The 15,162-nt window shown below is 74.4% G+C and carries 13 protein-coding genes; 11 read left to right on the top strand and 2 right to left on the bottom strand.

Annotated elements, in window-relative coordinates; translation table 11 throughout:
- Positions 1-82 precede the first annotated feature (82 nt).
- Positions 83-1,435 (top strand): NtaA/DmoA family FMN-dependent monooxygenase, encoded by a 1,353-nt coding sequence (locus PUR56_RS22265; protein ID WP_329950198.1) that lies wholly within the window; start codon positions 83-85, stop codon positions 1,433-1,435.
- Positions 1,432-2,661 carry an LLM class flavin-dependent oxidoreductase gene (locus tag PUR56_RS22260; protein WP_329950197.1) on the top strand — a complete coding sequence of 410 codons (1,230 nt, stop codon included), beginning with the start codon at positions 1,432-1,434 and terminating at the stop codon, positions 2,659-2,661. Before PUR56_RS22265 ends, PUR56_RS22260 begins: the two co-directional genes overlap by 4 nt.
- Before the next feature lie 277 nt (positions 2,662-2,938).
- On the opposite strand, the gene PUR56_RS22255 is transcribed toward PUR56_RS22260, so the two are convergent.
- A complete protein-coding gene (locus PUR56_RS22255) occupies positions 2,939-3,916 on the bottom strand; it encodes a GlxA family transcriptional regulator (protein WP_329950196.1) in 978 nt (325 codons plus the stop codon).
- 146 nt (positions 3,917-4,062) lie between these two features.
- The gene (locus PUR56_RS22250) at positions 4,063-4,890 is read right to left on the bottom strand and encodes a S1 family peptidase (protein ID WP_443034546.1); all 828 of its coding nucleotides are present in this window, start codon (positions 4,888-4,890) and stop codon (positions 4,063-4,065) included.
- Positions 4,891-5,046: 156 nt separating this feature from the next.
- Here PUR56_RS22250 and PUR56_RS22245 point away from each other — a divergent pair, with 156 nt between their 5' ends.
- The 9 genes from PUR56_RS22245 to PUR56_RS43535 all read left to right on the top strand — a co-directional run.
- Positions 5,047-6,153, top strand: coding sequence for a GlxA family transcriptional regulator (locus tag PUR56_RS22245; protein ID WP_329950195.1), 1,107 nt, complete (start codon positions 5,047-5,049; stop codon positions 6,151-6,153).
- A gap of 379 nt (positions 6,154-6,532) precedes the next feature.
- On the top strand, positions 6,533-6,829 hold the full coding sequence (locus PUR56_RS22240; protein ID WP_329878065.1) for a hypothetical protein: 297 nt from the start codon (positions 6,533-6,535) through the stop codon (positions 6,827-6,829).
- Between the two features lie 53 nt (positions 6,830-6,882).
- Complete coding sequence (locus PUR56_RS22235) at positions 6,883-7,533, top strand: hypothetical protein (RefSeq protein WP_329950194.1); 651 nt, start codon at positions 6,883-6,885, stop codon at positions 7,531-7,533.
- A gap of 301 nt (positions 7,534-7,834) precedes the next feature.
- Entirely contained in the window at positions 7,835-9,088 is a 1,254-nt protein-coding gene (locus PUR56_RS22230) for a sensor histidine kinase (RefSeq protein ID WP_329950193.1), read from the top strand.
- Positions 9,089-9,272: 184 nt separating this feature from the next.
- On the top strand, positions 9,273-10,307 hold the full coding sequence (locus PUR56_RS22225) for an SGNH/GDSL hydrolase family protein (RefSeq protein ID WP_329878059.1): 1,035 nt from the start codon (positions 9,273-9,275) through the stop codon (positions 10,305-10,307).
- 157 nt (positions 10,308-10,464) lie between these two features.
- On the top strand, positions 10,465-12,810 hold the full coding sequence (locus PUR56_RS22220; protein WP_329950192.1) for an iron-containing redox enzyme family protein: 2,346 nt from the start codon (positions 10,465-10,467) through the stop codon (positions 12,808-12,810).
- An 11-nt stretch (positions 12,811-12,821) separates the two neighbouring features.
- Positions 12,822-14,642 carry a carbamoyltransferase family protein gene (locus tag PUR56_RS22215; RefSeq protein WP_329878055.1) on the top strand — a complete coding sequence of 607 codons (1,821 nt, stop codon included), beginning with the start codon at positions 12,822-12,824 and terminating at the stop codon, positions 14,640-14,642.
- A 97-nt stretch (positions 14,643-14,739) separates the two neighbouring features.
- Positions 14,740-14,982 (top strand): hypothetical protein, encoded by a 243-nt coding sequence (locus tag PUR56_RS22210; protein WP_329950191.1) that lies wholly within the window; start codon positions 14,740-14,742, stop codon positions 14,980-14,982.
- Between the two features lie 12 nt (positions 14,983-14,994).
- The coding region (locus PUR56_RS43535; RefSeq protein WP_443034531.1) for a carbamoyl phosphate synthase preATP-grasp domain-containing protein at positions 14,995-15,162 on the top strand (168 nt) is incomplete at its 3' end.

The raw sequence follows: 15,162 nt of genomic DNA, 5'->3' as shown, positions 1-15,162 counted from the left end.
TTGCGACGGTTGCCCCCGCTTCCCGGCGGTGCGCAGGATGGGCAGGCCCGGCCAACGGGCTGACGGGAGGCGGTCGTTCGTCGTGTCAGGAAAACAGATCCATCTCGCCGTGTTCCTTCCCGGGATCGGGAACCCCACCGTCTGGTCCGACCCGCGCGCCGGCAGCCAGATCGACTTCGAGACCTTCCGCCACGTGGCGCGGACCGCCGAGCGGGGCAAGTTCGACTTCTTCTTCCTCGCCGAGGGCCTGCGCCTGCGCGAGCACAAGGGCGAGATCTACGAACTGGACGTCGCGGGCCGCCCGGAGTCGCTGACCGTCCTCAGCGCGCTGGCGGCCGTCACCTCCAGGATCGGACTGGCCGCCACCGTCAGCTCGACCTTCAACGAACCGTACGAGGTGGCACGGCGGCTGGCCGCGCTGGACCACCTCAGCGAGGGCCGCGCCGCCTGGAACGTGGTCACCAGCCGGGACGACTTCACCGGGGAGAACTTCCGCCGCGGGGGCTTCCTCCCGGAAGCCGACCGGTACACCAGGGCCGCCGAATTCCTCCATTCCGCACGGGAGTTGTGGGACAGCTGGGCCGACGGCGACGTCCTCGCGGACGCGGCCGGAGGCCGGTTCGTCCGCCCCGGCGCCGGGTCCTTCACCCACCGGGGCACGCACTTCGACATCACCGGGCGGTTCAACACGCCCCGCCCGCCCCAGGGCCACCCCGTGGTCATCCAGGCCGGCGAGTCGCCCCAGGGAAGGGAGTTCGCCGCCGCCGCAGCCGACGTGGTCTTCAGCCGGTACGCCGGACTCGCCGAGGCCCAGGAGTTCTACCGCGACGTCAAGGGCCGACTGGCGGGCCACGGCCGCGCACCGGAGCAGCTGAAGATCCTGCCCGCCGTCTCGTACGTCCTCGGCGACACCGCCGAGGAGGCCCGGGAGCGGGCCACCGAGATCCGCCGGGCCCAGATCGGCCCCGGGACGGCGATCGCCCACCTGGAAGGCGTCTGGGGACGCGACCTCTCCGGCTACGACCCGGACGGCCCGCTCCCGGACATCGACCCCGACCCCGACAGCCTGCTGTTCAAGGGCCACGCCCTGTTCCGGATCGACCGGGCCGCCACCGCCCGCCAGTGGCGCACGCTGGCCCGGGAACGAAACCTGAGCATCCGGGAGCTCGTCACCGAGGTCACCGGCCGGCAGACGTTCATCGGCACGCCGCACGAAGTCGCCGACGCCATGGACGCGTTCGTGCAGAGCGACGGTTCGGACGGCTTCGTCATCACCCCGCACCTCACCCCGGGCGGGCTCGACGAGCTCGTCGACCGGGTCGTACCGCTGCTCCAGGAGAAGGGCGTGTACCGCACCGACTACACCGGCAGCACGCTCCGCGAACACCTCGGGCTGCCGGAGGCCCGCCGAACGGCGCAGGAGGCCACCGCATGAGCCCCACCGAGTCGCACCGGCCGCCGCTGCACCTCGCCGTCGCGCTCGACGGCGCCGGCTGGCACCCCGCCGCCTGGCGCGCCGAGGACGCCCGCTCCGGCGAGCTGTTCACGGCCGGGTACTGGGCCGACCTCGTCGCGGAGGCCGAACGCGGCCTGCTCGACCTGGTGACCTTCGAGGACACCCTCGCGCTCCAGTCCGCCGACCCCACCACCCCGGACGACCGCACCGACCAGGTCCGCGGCCGCCTCGACGCCGTCCTCGTCGCCTCCCGGGTGGCACCGCTCAGCTCGCGGATCGGACTGGTGCCGACCACCAACGTCACCCACACCGAGCCGTTCCACCTCTCCACCGCCCTCGCCACCCTCGACTTCACCAGCCAGGGCCGGGCCGGCTGGCGCCCGCAGCTCTCCTCCCGCGCCGACGACGCCGCCCACTTCGGGCGCCGCACCACACCGCGACTCACCCACGACGACGTCCAGGACTCCGACGCGATCTCCAAGCGTCTCGCGCCCCTCTTCGACGAGGCCGCCGACGTGGTGGAGGTCGTACGACGGCTCTGGGACAGCTGGGAGGACGACGCGGAGATCCGCTCCACCGCCACCGGCCGGTTCCTCGACCGCGACCGCCTCCACCCGATCGACTTCCACGGCGAGCACTTCGCCGTCCGCGGCCCGTCCATCACCCCGCGCCCACCGCAGGGACAGCCGCCGGTCGCCGTCCTCGCGCACGCCCGGATCCCGTACGAACTCGCGGCCAAGGGCGCCGACCTGGTCTTCGTCACCCCGCACTCCCCGGCCGGCACCGCGGCGATCCTGGCCGAGGTCGCCACCGCCGGCGCAGCGGTCGGCCGGTCCCCCGACCGGCCCCTCAAGGTCTTCGCGGACCTGCTGGTGTTCCTCGACGACCGGCCCGGCGAGGCCGCCCGTCAACGGGACCGGCTCGACGAGCTGAACGGCGAACCGCTGCGCTCCGACGCGGAGATCTTCACCGGGACGCCCGCGGAGCTCGCCGACCTCCTCCTCGACCGGCGGACGGCCGGGCTCGACGGGTTCCGGCTGCGCCCCGGCCGGCTGCCGCACGACCTCGTGGCGGTCGCCCGCGGGCTCGTCCCCGAGCTCCAGCGGCGCGGCGCCTTCCGGACGGCGTACACGGCACGGACCCTGCGCGGCCACCTCGGCCTCCCCCGGCCCGCCAGTCGCTACACGGCCGACCGGGCGGGCTGACCTGACAGGGCGTCCGGACAGGCCGACCGGACGGCCCGGCAGCCCCCTGCCGGTCGGACCGGCCGCCGTCTCCGGTCGGTCCGACCGGCAGGGTCCGGCACGTCAGACAGCGTCCGGCAGCCGCCCGGGGCGTGAACTCGGCGGTAGTCAGGGCCTGTTCGGTCGGCACGCCCGGGGAGTTCGACCGGGGCGGGGAGGCCGGGGCGGGGAGGCCGGGGATCCGCACCGGCCGCACGTCCGGCAGCTCACGCCCGCGCCGCCGCTCACGCAGGCGCCTTCAGGGACCGGGCGCCGTGGTGCGGTGGCGCGCGCGGTAGGCGCGGGGGGTGGTGCCGGTGAGCTGCCCGAAGTGGTGCCGCAGTCCGGCCGGGGAGGTGAAGCCGGCGCGGGCCGCGACCGACTCCACCGAGTCGTCGGTGCCCTCCAGCAGTTCACGGGCCCGCTGCAGGCGCAGGCGCAGCAGGTAGCGCTGGGCGCTGAGGCCGGTGCGCGCGCGGAAGCGGCGGTTGAGGCTGCTGACGCTGATACCGGCGTGCGCGGCGATGTCGGCCGGGGTGAGCGGCAGGTGGATCCTGCTGTCCAGCCAGGCCAGGGTGTCGTCGAGGCCGCTGCTGTCCGCGAGTCCGCGGTCGATGCCCTCGCGCACGCGTTCCGCGTGGACCGCGAGCGGGCTGAGCAGTTCCCGGCAGGTGTCGCCGGCGACCTGTTCGCCGTGGTCCTGCGCCAGCACGCGCAGGCAGACGTCCAGCCCGCCGAAGATCCCGGCCGAGGTGAGGAACGGGCCGTCGCCGACGAGCGTCCCGGCGGGGTCGACCTCGACGCGGGGGTGACGCCGGGCCAGTTCTTCCTGGTGGCGCCAGCCGGTCGTGGCCCGGCGGCCGTCGAGGAGGCCGGTGGCCGCGAGGTCGAACACCCCCGTGCCGACCGCGGCGATCCGGGCGCCGCGCGCGGCGGCGGCGTGCAGGACCTCGGTCGACTCGGTTGCAGGGAGGCCCTGGTGGACGGGCAGGGCTTCGCGCGAGGGCAGCAGGACGACGTCCGCGTCGGCCGCGCCCGCCAGGCCCCACGGAAGGGTGATCGCGGTGGGCGCGGGCAGCCCGATCCTGCCCGGCCCGGGGCCGCCGCCCGCGGCGCACAGCCGGACGTCGTAGGCGACACCGGGGTGGTCGCGGGCCGCGGTGCCGAACACCAGGCCGGGGGTGGTGAGGTGGTGCCCGGGCAGGCGGTCGGGGACGAGGACGGCGATCACTGGCATGGGAGGAGGATATTCCGGGAGGGTTCGGACACGGACGAGGAGGGTGGGAGGCAGGGGCGGGGAACCGCCCGGTGCCCCGGACCGGGATCCGGGGCACCGGGCGGGCGGCGAGCAGGAGCGGGCGGCGGGGTGGGGCGGGCGGCGGGTCAGCCCTCGTAGGTGCGGATGGTCGACCGGATCCAGCCCGCGTAGGCCGGCACGCTGCTGTAGAGCCCGGGGCCGGTCGAGCAGGTGGGGTCGGTGTCGCCGTCCCCGGACGTGGCGCCGACCAGCTCCCAGCGTCCGCCCCGGCCGCGCTGGATCTGCGGGCCGCCGGAGTCCCCGATGCAGGCCATCGCCCCCGGCACCCGACTGACGGTGCACAGGCGGGTCAGCCCCGCCCGGCCGGGCGAGCACTCGTCGACGGCGCCCCGGCGGGTGTCGAGCTGCTGGAGCCGGTTCGCGAACGCGGCCTGGGTGATGTCCGTGGTGTCGACGACGGTGCCGAAGCCGAGGATCCGGGTGGGCGTTCCGGGCGGGGCCGGCCGGTCGGCCAGCCGGATCGGTGTCTGCGGGGCGGGCCGGTCGAGCCGGACGAGCGCGAGGTCGTTCTCGTTCGGTGCGCCGTCGACGCCCAGCGCGTAGCCGGGGTGGGTCACGGCGCGCTCGATGCCGCGCACCGTGCCGCCGGAGGTGCGGCGGTCGGAGGCGATGCGCACGATGCCGTCGGGCTTCACGAGCCGGGTGTCGACGCAGTGGGCGGCCGTCAGCACCCAGCGGGGGTGGATCAGGGTCGCACCGCAGACGCCGTCGTCGAACCTCAGGTCGGGGACGGTGATCGGGATCGACGCCATGAACGGGTAACGCCCCTCGGCGTTCTGCCCGTTGACGACGGCTTCGGCCGGGCCGGTCATGGTCGCGGCGCTGGCCGCCACGGCCAGCGCGACGGCGACGGTGCGCGCCGCACGGCGCAGGCGGGTACTCGGCTTGGACACAGGGGATCCGTTCGTCAGGCGCGCCGTCGCGCGCCGCGGGATGGTCGGAACCGGCTGCCGGAGGGCCTCTGGCCTGCGGCGCCGTGTGCTCCATCCTTCGCGCCGGCGCCGGGGGCCGACAGCAGCACCGGTGTCACCCTGGGCTAAATTCTGGACATGCCAGTGATCGCCGTCCTCGCGCTCGACGGTGTGCCGGGCCACCAGCTCACCGCACCGGGGATCTGTTTCGGCACGGCCGCCCGCTGCCACCCGCAGGTGGACTACGAGGTGCGGTACTGCGCGGCGCCGGGGTTCCGCGGCACCGGCGGCGCGGCCCCGTTCGGGCTGGACACCCCGTGGGGTCCGGAGGGTCTGGCGGAGCTGGGGGCCTGCGACACCGTGCTGGTGCCCGGGCACGACGGCTACCTGGACGAGCCGCCGTGCGGGGTGGCCGAGGCGTTGCGGGCCGCGGCCGCCCGGGGCTGCCGGATCGGGTCGGTCGGCACAGGAACGTTCACCCTCGCCGCGTCCGGGCTGCTGGACGGCCGCCGGGCCTCCACCGGGCGGCGGCACGCGGCGGAACTCGCGGCGCGCCACCCCCGGGTCGAGGTCGACCCGCAGGGGGCGGTGGTGGAGGCCGACCCGTTCTACAGCGCGGCCGGGGTGCTCGGCGGCCTCGACCTCTGCCTGCGTCTGATCACCCTCGACCACGGTGTGCCCGTCGCCGTCGAGACGGAGCGGCAGGTGTTCCTGGAGCTGCACGGCCCGGCCGGGCCGCCGGGCGGCGGCGCGGTCACCGGGCCGGCGGGCACGGACGGCGCGGACGGCCCGGACCGGGTGACCGCACGCAGGGTACCGGGGACGCCCGGACCGGCCGGGTCCGGTCTCGGGCCGACCCTTCGGTGGATGGAGGCCCACCTCGACCGCCCGCTCACCCTGGACGACATCGCCCGGCACGCCGGGCTCACCGTCCGCGGTCTGACCCGCCGGTTCCGGGCGGAGACCGGCCTGCCGCCGCTCCAGTACCTCCTGCGCGCCCGCATCCAGCGGGCGCAGCGCCTCCTGGAGCGCGGGGACGAGCCGGTGGCCCGGATCGCCGCCCGTACGGGGCTGGGGACGCCCGCCAACCTCCGCCACCACTTCCAGCGGTACACGGGCAGCAGCCCGAGCGTCTACCGCACCGCGTTCCGCTCCGTCGTCGCCACCCTGACGTGGTCGCAGGAGGGGGCGGCCGGGGGCGTCGGGCCCGACGCCCCCGGGGAACGCGTGCCGCACCGCCCCTGAGTGCCCGGGCGCGACGGGCCGGGTTTCCGTACTGCCGCGCCCTGGAGGGCGCCCCTCCCGGGATCCTCCCGGGCGGTCCGGCGGACGCGGTGGACCCCCGCCGCGGCGGGCCGGAGCGCACGTTCACCGCCGGCCGGGGCGCCGGACTCCGGCTCCTCCTGACGCCGGCCGTCACCGCCGTCGTCCTGGTGTTCACGGTCGCGCACCTGAGGCGCGACGGGGTGACCCGGCCGGACCAGCTGGTCGACGTCCGGCCGCTCCTCGCGGTCCTCGGGTGCTGGATGTCGGTGCGCTCCTTCCGGCGTCGGCGGCGTCCGCTGCGGCTCCGGGTGGGCCCGGCCGGCCCGCGGTGCGGGAGGCGGGGGGTCAGGAGGTGTTCGTGCGCCGGGAACAGCTCTCCGCCGAAACCTGCGGTCCGCTGCCGGGCCGTACGCGGCGCCCGTGGCTCACCGTGTACGCGGTGCCGGGCGCCGAACCCGGGATCCGGCGGACCCATCTCCGGGCGGGCCACCAGGTGTACGCGCTGCTGCGCCCGGACCGGCTGCCGGACCGGGGCGCGGCCGTCCCCGACGCGGTCCGGGCCTTCGCCGGCCACCGCTACGCCGACTCCGTCCGACCCCGCACCGGCGTCCGGCCGCCCGTCCCCGACCGCCGAACTGTCAGAGGCCGGTCGTAGATTCGGCGCGACCGAGCAGCACCCGGCCACCCACGGACAGGACGCCGAGACCGATGACCTCCCCGACCGCCGACCACGGCACCGCACTGACCGACCGCGTCGTCGCCTCCGTCGAGGCCGATCCGCACCGGCTCGTCCTCGGCTACAGCCCCTGGGTCGGCCCCTGGCTCACCGGCGCTCCGGAGCCGCTGCCGGCCGACGTCCTGGCCGGGATCACCTTCCCCAGCGGGCGCCCGCTCCCGCCCAGCCTGCGGCGCTGGCTGGCCTTCGACACGAGCCTGCTGCGCCGGTTCGACTGGTTCGGACCGGAGGGCGACTTCGCTCCGCGCCCGATGGGGAAACTCGCCGACGAGGAGTTCGGCGAGCCCTGGGGCTCCTGCTTCGCCCCGCTGTCGGACCGCTTCGACGAATGCTTCCTGCTGCCCGGCGGCTCCGACTCCCGCCGTGTCCTGGCGACCGGCGAGCCCGACGCGCACGGCGAGTACCCGGTGTTCGCCCTCGACGTCGACGACATCCCGTGCATCATGCTGATGTACCCGGGGCTGGACGTCTACCTGGCCGACACCGCCGGGCTGATCACCCTCCGGGGCGAGGGCTACTCCGACCTGGCGGACGACCGCACCTACGGCCCGCGGATGCGCGAGCACGCCCGCCACGCCTTCGGCGGGGAACTGCACGAGGAGTGCCTGCCGGGCGAGTTCTGAGCCCGCCCCCGCAAGGACGCGGCGATCGCCTGTGCGGTGCTCTTCGGCCTGTTGTGGGCGGCCGAAGTCCGGGTGCCGACCGAGCTCATGGGCGACCTGCCCCCCTTCGGGAGGAGCCGGTCTCCCGGCATCGACCTGGGGCGGACGTGACCCGTTTCGGGCGCGGTGCCGCGGGTTCGGCGGACCGGGGTGTCGACCGGTCCGCCGAACCCGTCAGCGTTTCGGCCAACTTGGCCGCCCTGTGCATGACACCCAGGCACCCCGTGTATGAACTCGCCGTACACCGATCAAGGGCGAGGGCATGAACATCCCCACAAAGAGTCCCCACCGTTTTGTCTCCGCACCGGTCACCGAAGAACCCCACGGCGAGACCATGCCGCCACGGTTCGCCTACGCACTCGTAGGAGCGGTCACCTTCGGGCTCAGCATCATCGGAGCCGTCAATCTCGCGAAGCGCACCCACGACAGACCAGGGCTGGTGAGCGCCCTGCTGATCGTGACCTGCTGCTTCCTCCTCCAGCTCTACAACTGCCACCCCCGGGCGCTCCGAGCGCCGCGCAAGCACACCGCCTGGCTGCTCAGCCTCCAGGCCGTCCTGACCTTCCTGACCCTGCCGCTCACCGATGTCCTCTCGGGCAGCCTGAGCGGTTTCCTCGGCGGCGCGATCCTCATCGCGCTGCGCGGCAGACCGCTGGCCTGGGCCCTGTACGCACTCGTGAACGTCGCCCTGCTGGCGCTCTCCACGCGCCAGCACGACGGGCTCGCGCCGATGTACCTCGAACTGTCCTCGCTGGCAGTCGGGTTGCTCACCTACGGCCTGAGCGCGCTGTGCGATCTCGTGCACCGCCAGCACGAGGCCCGGCAGCGGGCGGCCTGGATCGCCGTCTCCAGCGAGCGGCTGCGGTTCTCCCGGGACCTGCACGACCTCCTCGGGTACAGCCTCTCGGCGATCACCCTGAAGATCGAGCTGATCCAGCGCCTGGTCGGCACCGACGACGGCCGGGCCCAGGCCGAGCTCCGGGAAACCCTTCTGATTGCGCGTCAGGCACTGGCCGACGTACGTGCGGTGGCCACCGGGCCGCAGGCCATGTCGTTGGCCCGGGAGCTGAGAGTGGTGCGCGGGACCCTGGAGACCGCCGGGGTCAGCCTCAGAATCGACGGGCAGCCGCCACAACGGCTCGACGAACAGGTGGGCACCAACCTGTCGATCGTGATGCGGGAGGCCGTCACCAACCTGCTCCGCCACAGCGACGCCACCCGGTGCACGGTCATCATCGCGGAGCGGGCCGGCCGGGTCCATCTGTCGGTGGCCAACAACGGGGTCCGGGCCTCACCGGAGACCGCCTCCGTGCGGCGCGGCATCGGGCTGAACAACCTCCGCGCACGGCTCGCGCTGAGCGGCGGGACCGTCACCACGACCAGCTGCGGCGACTGGTTCTGGCTGTACGCCGAGTGCCCGGTGCACCCGGGGACGGCCGGCACCGGGGCCGACGGTTCGACCGGGTCCGCCGGCTCGGCCGGCTCCGCCGAGGACCCCTGTCAGGCCGCCGCCTGACCCTGGACCGACGCCCGCCCCGGACCGCCCTGCGCCCGGGGCGGGCTGGCTCCGGGCCGGGCCCGGCAGAGGGCCCCGGCGCAGGGCCTCGGCGCACGGCTCCGACGGGGTTCGAGCGGCATTCGAGGCACGCCTCGAAGACTCGGTGGTCGAAGAGACCCACCGGTACATCGGAGGCGCCGCAGTGGAAGCGCAGCACCGGCTGACGCCGCAGATCAGGCAGTACGAGGACTTCGCGACCGGCGAGATGCGCTGGCTGCCGCACGTGACGTTCTTCAACCGGACGGGCTACCGCTCCTCGACGGTGAACACCGACGCCGGAGGGTTCCGCGTCTCCCACGGGACCGCCGGGCCGGTCTCCCTGCACGGGACGGTTCCCGAGGAACCGGTCGGGGTCGTCCTGGGCGCCTCCCCCGCGTTCGGTTTCGGGGCCGGCGGGGACGCCTGGACGATCCCCTCGCTGCTCGCCCGGGGCCCGCGCGCCCGGCCCTGGCTCAACCTGGCGGCGCCGGCCTTCAACTCCACGCAGGAGGTCCTCCTCTTCCTGCTGCACCGGCACCGGCTGCCGGCGGTGCGCGACGTCCTGGTCTTCTCGGGGCTCAACAACCTCGTGGTGGCCGGTCTGCCGCAGGCCGACGACGACTACCCGCAGTTCTTCTTCTCGGGCGACTTCTTCGGCCAGCTCGGCACGCCCGACCTCGGGCAGCGGCTGGGCCAGCCGGGGTGGGCCCGGGGCCGGCTCGGCCGGGTCGCCAAACGGCTCGGCCGGCAGGACGAGCCTGCGGACGGCGGGACCGCCGTGCCCGACCCCGCCGAGCGGATCGACACCGCCGTCCGGCACGTGGCCCGCGACCTGCGGGCGCTCGCCGACCTGGTGACCCCGCTCGGAGCGCGGCTCCACTACGTGCTGCAGCCCACCGCCGCCTGGACCCGCAAGCCGTTCACGGCCGAGGAGCGGGCACTCATCGCGGAAGCGGGCAACGAGCGCGCGGGCATGTGGAACCTCTTCGCCCCGGTCCTCGACCCGGCCGTGCACCGCGCGTACGCCGAGCGCCTGGCGGCCGTATCCAAGGAACTCGGGGTTCCGTTCCTCGACGCCAACGCGGCGATCGCGGCGTCACCGGCCGCCGGAGAGTGGCTCTTCGTCGACCAGGTCCACCTCACCGACCGGGGCCACCAGGTGACCGCCGAGCTCATGCGCACCGCGCTCGACCTCTGACCCGCACCACCCGCCGACCACCTCAGCAGTAGGGAGCCGACCGATGTTCCGGAAGATCGTCGCGCTGTTCCGCCGCCGCCGTCGCAAGCGCCGCAACGACAGCTCCATCTACCCGATGTTCTGATCCCCACGCCCGAACGGAGGTGCGCGGTACGCCATGAGGAACACAGCCGTCCAGTCCGAGCCCGACCACCGCATCCTGTACCTGCGCGCGCTCGACCCCGAGGGGGACCTGCCGCTCCGGCCGGCGGACCTGGAACCGGTGCGGGCGGCGCTCGCCGCCGCCGGCCCGGAGGGCCGGCGCACCGGACAACCTGCCCGCGAACAACCCACCGGCGATCAACCCACCGACGAGCAGGTGGACTTCGAGGAGCTGACCGGGCTCGCCCGTACCTGGGCGGCCGAGGTCGGCGAACGGTTCCGCAAGGTCCTGGCCGGACCTGACGTCCGCCCGCACGACGGACCGGACCTCCGCCCGACCGGCGGGCCGGACAACGGCGCGGCCGTCCGGTGCGTCCTGCTGAACTGCGCGCCACTGGCCCTGTCCGCCGGTGCGTGGCTCCAGTGGCTGTCCAGCTCGGGCAACGCCGAGACCGAGCTCGCCCTGCGGGTGCTCACCCTGTACGCCGCAGACGTCGGCGTCGGCTACCCGGAGGCGGACCGGGGCTCCGACTACAGCCGCGTCCTGCACCGGCACCGGATCGAGGAGCCGATCGCCCGGATCCGGCTCGCCGCCAACGAGCGGGTCGAGGGCTTCAGCTTCCGGCTGCCCGCGCTGCTGCTCGCCATGAGCCGGCAGCCCGGCGCCTTCCTGCCCGAACTGCTGGGTGCCGACCTCTGTCTGCGGTCGGTCGGCCTGCCGCCCCCGCTCGCGGGGCTCGGACCGGAGGTCCTGGACCGGGACGACGTCCTGGCCCTGGACCTCGGCGCCGCGCGCGGCGAGCCGACGGCCACCGCGCTGGACCTGTCGGCCGCCGCCGCCCGCCAGTACCTGGCGGAGAACGGGCCGGTCGGTGCGGAGCGGCTGCGCCGGGGCTTCCACTGGGCCCTCGGCGAACTGCGGCGCTGGTGCGACGCGTTGCTCGACGAGGCGCTGATCTCCCGGCACCCGGACTACGAGGTGTGGCGGATGATCTGCACCCGGGCCCGGCAGGCCGCCGTCTACCACTCCCGGTTCAAGCTCGCGGGCCGGCCGCTCGGCGCGTGGTTCGCGGACGTCGGCAGCGGGCCCGGCCCGTTCCTCGACGCGCTGGCGGCCAGCCCGCTGGTCCGGCCGGGCAGGCCCGACGCCAGCCCGCTGCTGCGCGGCCTGATCGGTCCCAAGGGTCCGATGTTCCGAATCTTCACACCGGCCGAGATCGCCGTCCTGCGCCGCTGGATCGCCGGTCTGCCGACCGACGGCGCCCCCGGGGCGAACGGCGTCAGGGCGGCGAGCAGTTCGGTCGACGGCGGTGCGGCCGGGGGCGCTGCGGCGGGCGATGCGGCGACGACCGGCGACGGCCCCGGCCGACCGGACGACCGCCGGGCCCTGCACCGGGCCCAGCGTTCCTGGTACCTGCACCAGGAGCGTCCGGCCCCGGCGCCGTCCGCCCCCGACGGCGCCCCGCTCCCCCGGCTCGACGTCCGGGCGGCGTACCGCGCGCTGCTCACCCGCAAGGACACCCCCGGCCTGCGGCGGTACGCGTACGACTACGCCCGCCGCTGGCTGGCCCGGGCCCGCTACGGCCTCGACCGCGCCCCTCAGCAGCTGCCGGCCGCCTGGGCGGGCGAGAACGGCCTGCGGGAGTGGCTGGACCAGGCGCACGACCGGCACGGCACGGAGTTCGCCGAGAACCGCGTCCCGATCCCGAGCCGGGACGAACTCATCGACTCCACACTCCAGTTGGCACCACTGATCATGATCGACGGCGGCTGGTTGCAGGGGTTCACCGACTACCGGCTGGCCTCCTCCCGCTGCGGCCAGTTCCTCTTTCGCACATACTGGGACGAACTCGGGAACGGCGAAAGGGAGTTGAACCACCCGAAGATCTACCGGGACCTGCTCGCCACGATGGGCGTCGAACTGCCGCCCACCGACTCCGCCGGGTTCGCCGGGTGGCCCGGGCTCCGGGACGACTCCTTCGCCCTGCCCGTCTACTGGCTGAGCGTCTCCCGCTTCCCCCAGCGCTTCCAGCCGGAGATCCTCGGCCTCAACCTCGCCATGGAGCTCTCCGGTGTCGGCGGCAGCTACCGGAGCGCGCGGGCGGCCCTGCGGCACCACGGTTTCAGCACCCAGTTCGTGGACCTGCACAACACCATCGACAACGTCGCCACCGGCCACTCCGCCTGGGCCGCGGACGCGATCGACAGCTACATGGCCGACCTCCCCGGTGTGGTCGGCCCGCAGCAGGAGAGCACCGTCTGGGAGCGCGTCCGGGCCGGGTACCGGTCCCTCAACCCCCCGGAGGGCACCGTGCCCGACCTGTACGCGGCACTGAACGTCACGTTGAAGAAGAGGAATTGAGGAGCTGACCGGTGGCCACCACAGTGCTTGGCATCGCGGCCTACTACCACGACAGCGCCGCCGCGCTGGTCGGCGCGGACGGCATCGCGGCCGCCGCCCAGGAGGAGCGGTTCAGCCGGCGGCGGCAGGACCCGGCCTTCCCCGCGCAGGCCGTCCGGTACTGCCTCGACGAGGCCGGGATGAAGCTGGACGACGTCGACGCGATCGCCTACTACGAGGACCCGGCCCGCAAGTTCCGCCGGGTGCTCGCCACGTACGCGGCGACCGCGCCGCACACCTGGAGCTCCTTCCGGGAGGTCATGCCCGCCTGGCTCGGGTGGAAGGCCCGAACCCTGGACACCGTGCGCAAGGAACTGCGCGGGCTGGGGCTGGGCGACGTCCCGCCGGTCCGGCGGTTCGGGCACCACGAGTCGCACGCCGCCTCCGCCTTCCTCCCGAGCCCGTACGAGTCCGCCGCGGTGCTCTGCGTCGACGGCGTCGGCGAGTGGGCCACCACCTCGCTCTGGCACGGCACCGGGGACGGCCTGCGACCGCTCGCCGAGCTGCGGTTCCCGCACTCGCTCGGTCTGCTGTATTCGGCCTTCACCTACTTCTGCGGCTTCAAGGTGGACTCCGGCGAGTACAAGCTGATGGGCCTCGCCCCGTACGGGAAGCCGGTCTACGCACGGCTGATCCGGGAGCGGCTGATCGACCTGAAGCCGGACGGTTCGTTCCACCTCGACACCGACTGGTTCGAGTTCCTGCACGGCCACGTGATGACCGGGCGCCGGTTCGAGGAGCTGTTCGGCGGTCCTCGCCGGGAGCCCGAAGCCGCTCTCACCGAGCGGGAGTTCGACCTCGCCGCGTCCGTCCAGCAGGTGACCGAGGAGGTGATGGTCCGGCTGGCCCGCACCGCCCGCGAGCGGACCGGCGAGCGCCGGCTCTGCCTGGCCGGGGGCGTCGCGCTCAACTGCGTGGCGAACGGCCGGATCGTCGAGGAGGGGATCTTCGACGAGGTCTGGATCCAGCCCGCCGCCGGGGACGCCGGCGGTGCCCTCGGGGCCGCCCTGCTGGCCCAACGCGCCCCGCGCCGCCACCCGCGGCAGGGCCGGGACGCGATGCGCTCCTCCCGGCTCGGCCCGGGCTTCGACGACCGGCGGATCGGGGCGTACTTCGACGCCCACGCCATCCCCTACACCCGGCTGAGCTCCGAGGAGCTGTCCCGGCGGGTCGCGGACCAGCTCGCCGACGGCAAGGTGGTGGGCTGGTTCCAGGGCCGGATGGAGTTCGGCCCCCGGGCACTCGGCGGGCGTTCGATCCTGGGCGACCCCCGGAACCCGGCGATGCAGTCGGTGATGAACCAGAAGATCAAGTTCCGGGAGTCGTTCCGTCCGTTCGCGCCGATCGTCCTGGCCGAGGACGCGGAGGAGTACTTCAAGCTCTCCCAGCCCAGCCCGTACATGCTGGTGGTCGCCCAGGTGGCCGAACAGCAGCGGCTGGAGTCGGACGGGGACGCCCGGGGCCTGGACCGGCTGAGGGCCGCCCGCTCCACCATCCCCGCCGTCACCCACGTCGACCACTCCGCGCGGATCCAGACGGTGACCGCGCAGGCCGACCCCCGGCTGCACCGGCTGCTCGGCGACTTCAAGGAGCGGACCGGCTGCCCCGTCCTGGTCAACACCTCCTTCAACGTGCGCGGCGAGCCCATCGTGGCCACCCCCGAGGACGCCTACCGCTGCTTCATGCGCACCGACATCGACACCCTGGCGATCGGCGGCTTCCTGCTCGCCAAGGCCGACCAGCCGGCCTGGACCGAGGAGGGCGACTGGCGCGACGAGATCCCGCTCGACTGACCACCCGCCCCCGCCGTCCGACCCCCGACCACCCGCCCGGCCCCCGACCACCCTCCTCCGCACCACCCGACTCCCGGACTCCGGAAGGACGACCCCGATGGGCACCGCACGTCCCAGCACCGCACGTCCCAGCACCGAACCTCACGGCGCCGAACCCCGCAGGACCGCACGCACCGACGGCGAACGCCTGGACGCCGCGCGCCGGACCGGCCTGCAGCTGCTGCTCCTGCTCGTCTACCTGCTGGTGTTCACACCGGTGGGGCTGGTCGCCCGGCTGGTCCGCGACCCGCTCGACCGCGCCGTGGACCGGACCGCCGCCAGCTACTGGATCACCTCGTGACGGAGGGCCGGCGTGCCTAAGCGCAGTGACATCAAGTCGGTTCTGGTGATCGGTTCCGGCCCGATCGTGATCGGTCAGGCGGCGGAGTTCGACTACTCGGGTACGCAGGCGTGCCGGGTGTTGCGGGCCGAGGGTCTGCGGGTGGTGCTGGTGAACTCGAACCCGGCGACGATCATGACG

This window comes from Streptomyces sp. BE303, assembly GCF_036290945.1.
Classification (GTDB): Bacteria; Actinomycetota; Actinomycetes; order Streptomycetales; family Streptomycetaceae; genus Kitasatospora.
Note: the sequence above shows the minus strand (reverse complement) of the source record. Positions and strands in the feature narration are given on the sequence as shown.

Excerpts from the sequence above, each read along its gene's own strand:
- PUR56_RS22260 (WP_329950197.1), top strand. The coding sequence starts at position 1,432 with ATGAGCCCCACCGAGTCGCACCGGCCGCCGCTGCACCTCGCCGTCGCG.
- PUR56_RS22255 (WP_329950196.1), bottom strand. The coding sequence starts at position 3,916 with ATGCCAGTGATCGCCGTCCTCGTCCCCGACCGCCTGCCCGGGCACCAC.
- PUR56_RS22245 (WP_329950195.1), top strand. The coding sequence starts at position 5,047 with ATGCCAGTGATCGCCGTCCTCGCGCTCGACGGTGTGCCGGGCCACCAG.
- PUR56_RS22235 (WP_329950194.1), top strand. The coding sequence starts at position 6,883 with ATGACCTCCCCGACCGCCGACCACGGCACCGCACTGACCGACCGCGTC.
- PUR56_RS22230 (WP_329950193.1), top strand. The coding sequence starts at position 7,835 with ATGAACATCCCCACAAAGAGTCCCCACCGTTTTGTCTCCGCACCGGTC.
- PUR56_RS22220 (WP_329950192.1), top strand. The coding sequence starts at position 10,465 with ATGAGGAACACAGCCGTCCAGTCCGAGCCCGACCACCGCATCCTGTAC.
- PUR56_RS22210 (WP_329950191.1), top strand. The coding sequence starts at position 14,740 with ATGGGCACCGCACGTCCCAGCACCGCACGTCCCAGCACCGAACCTCAC.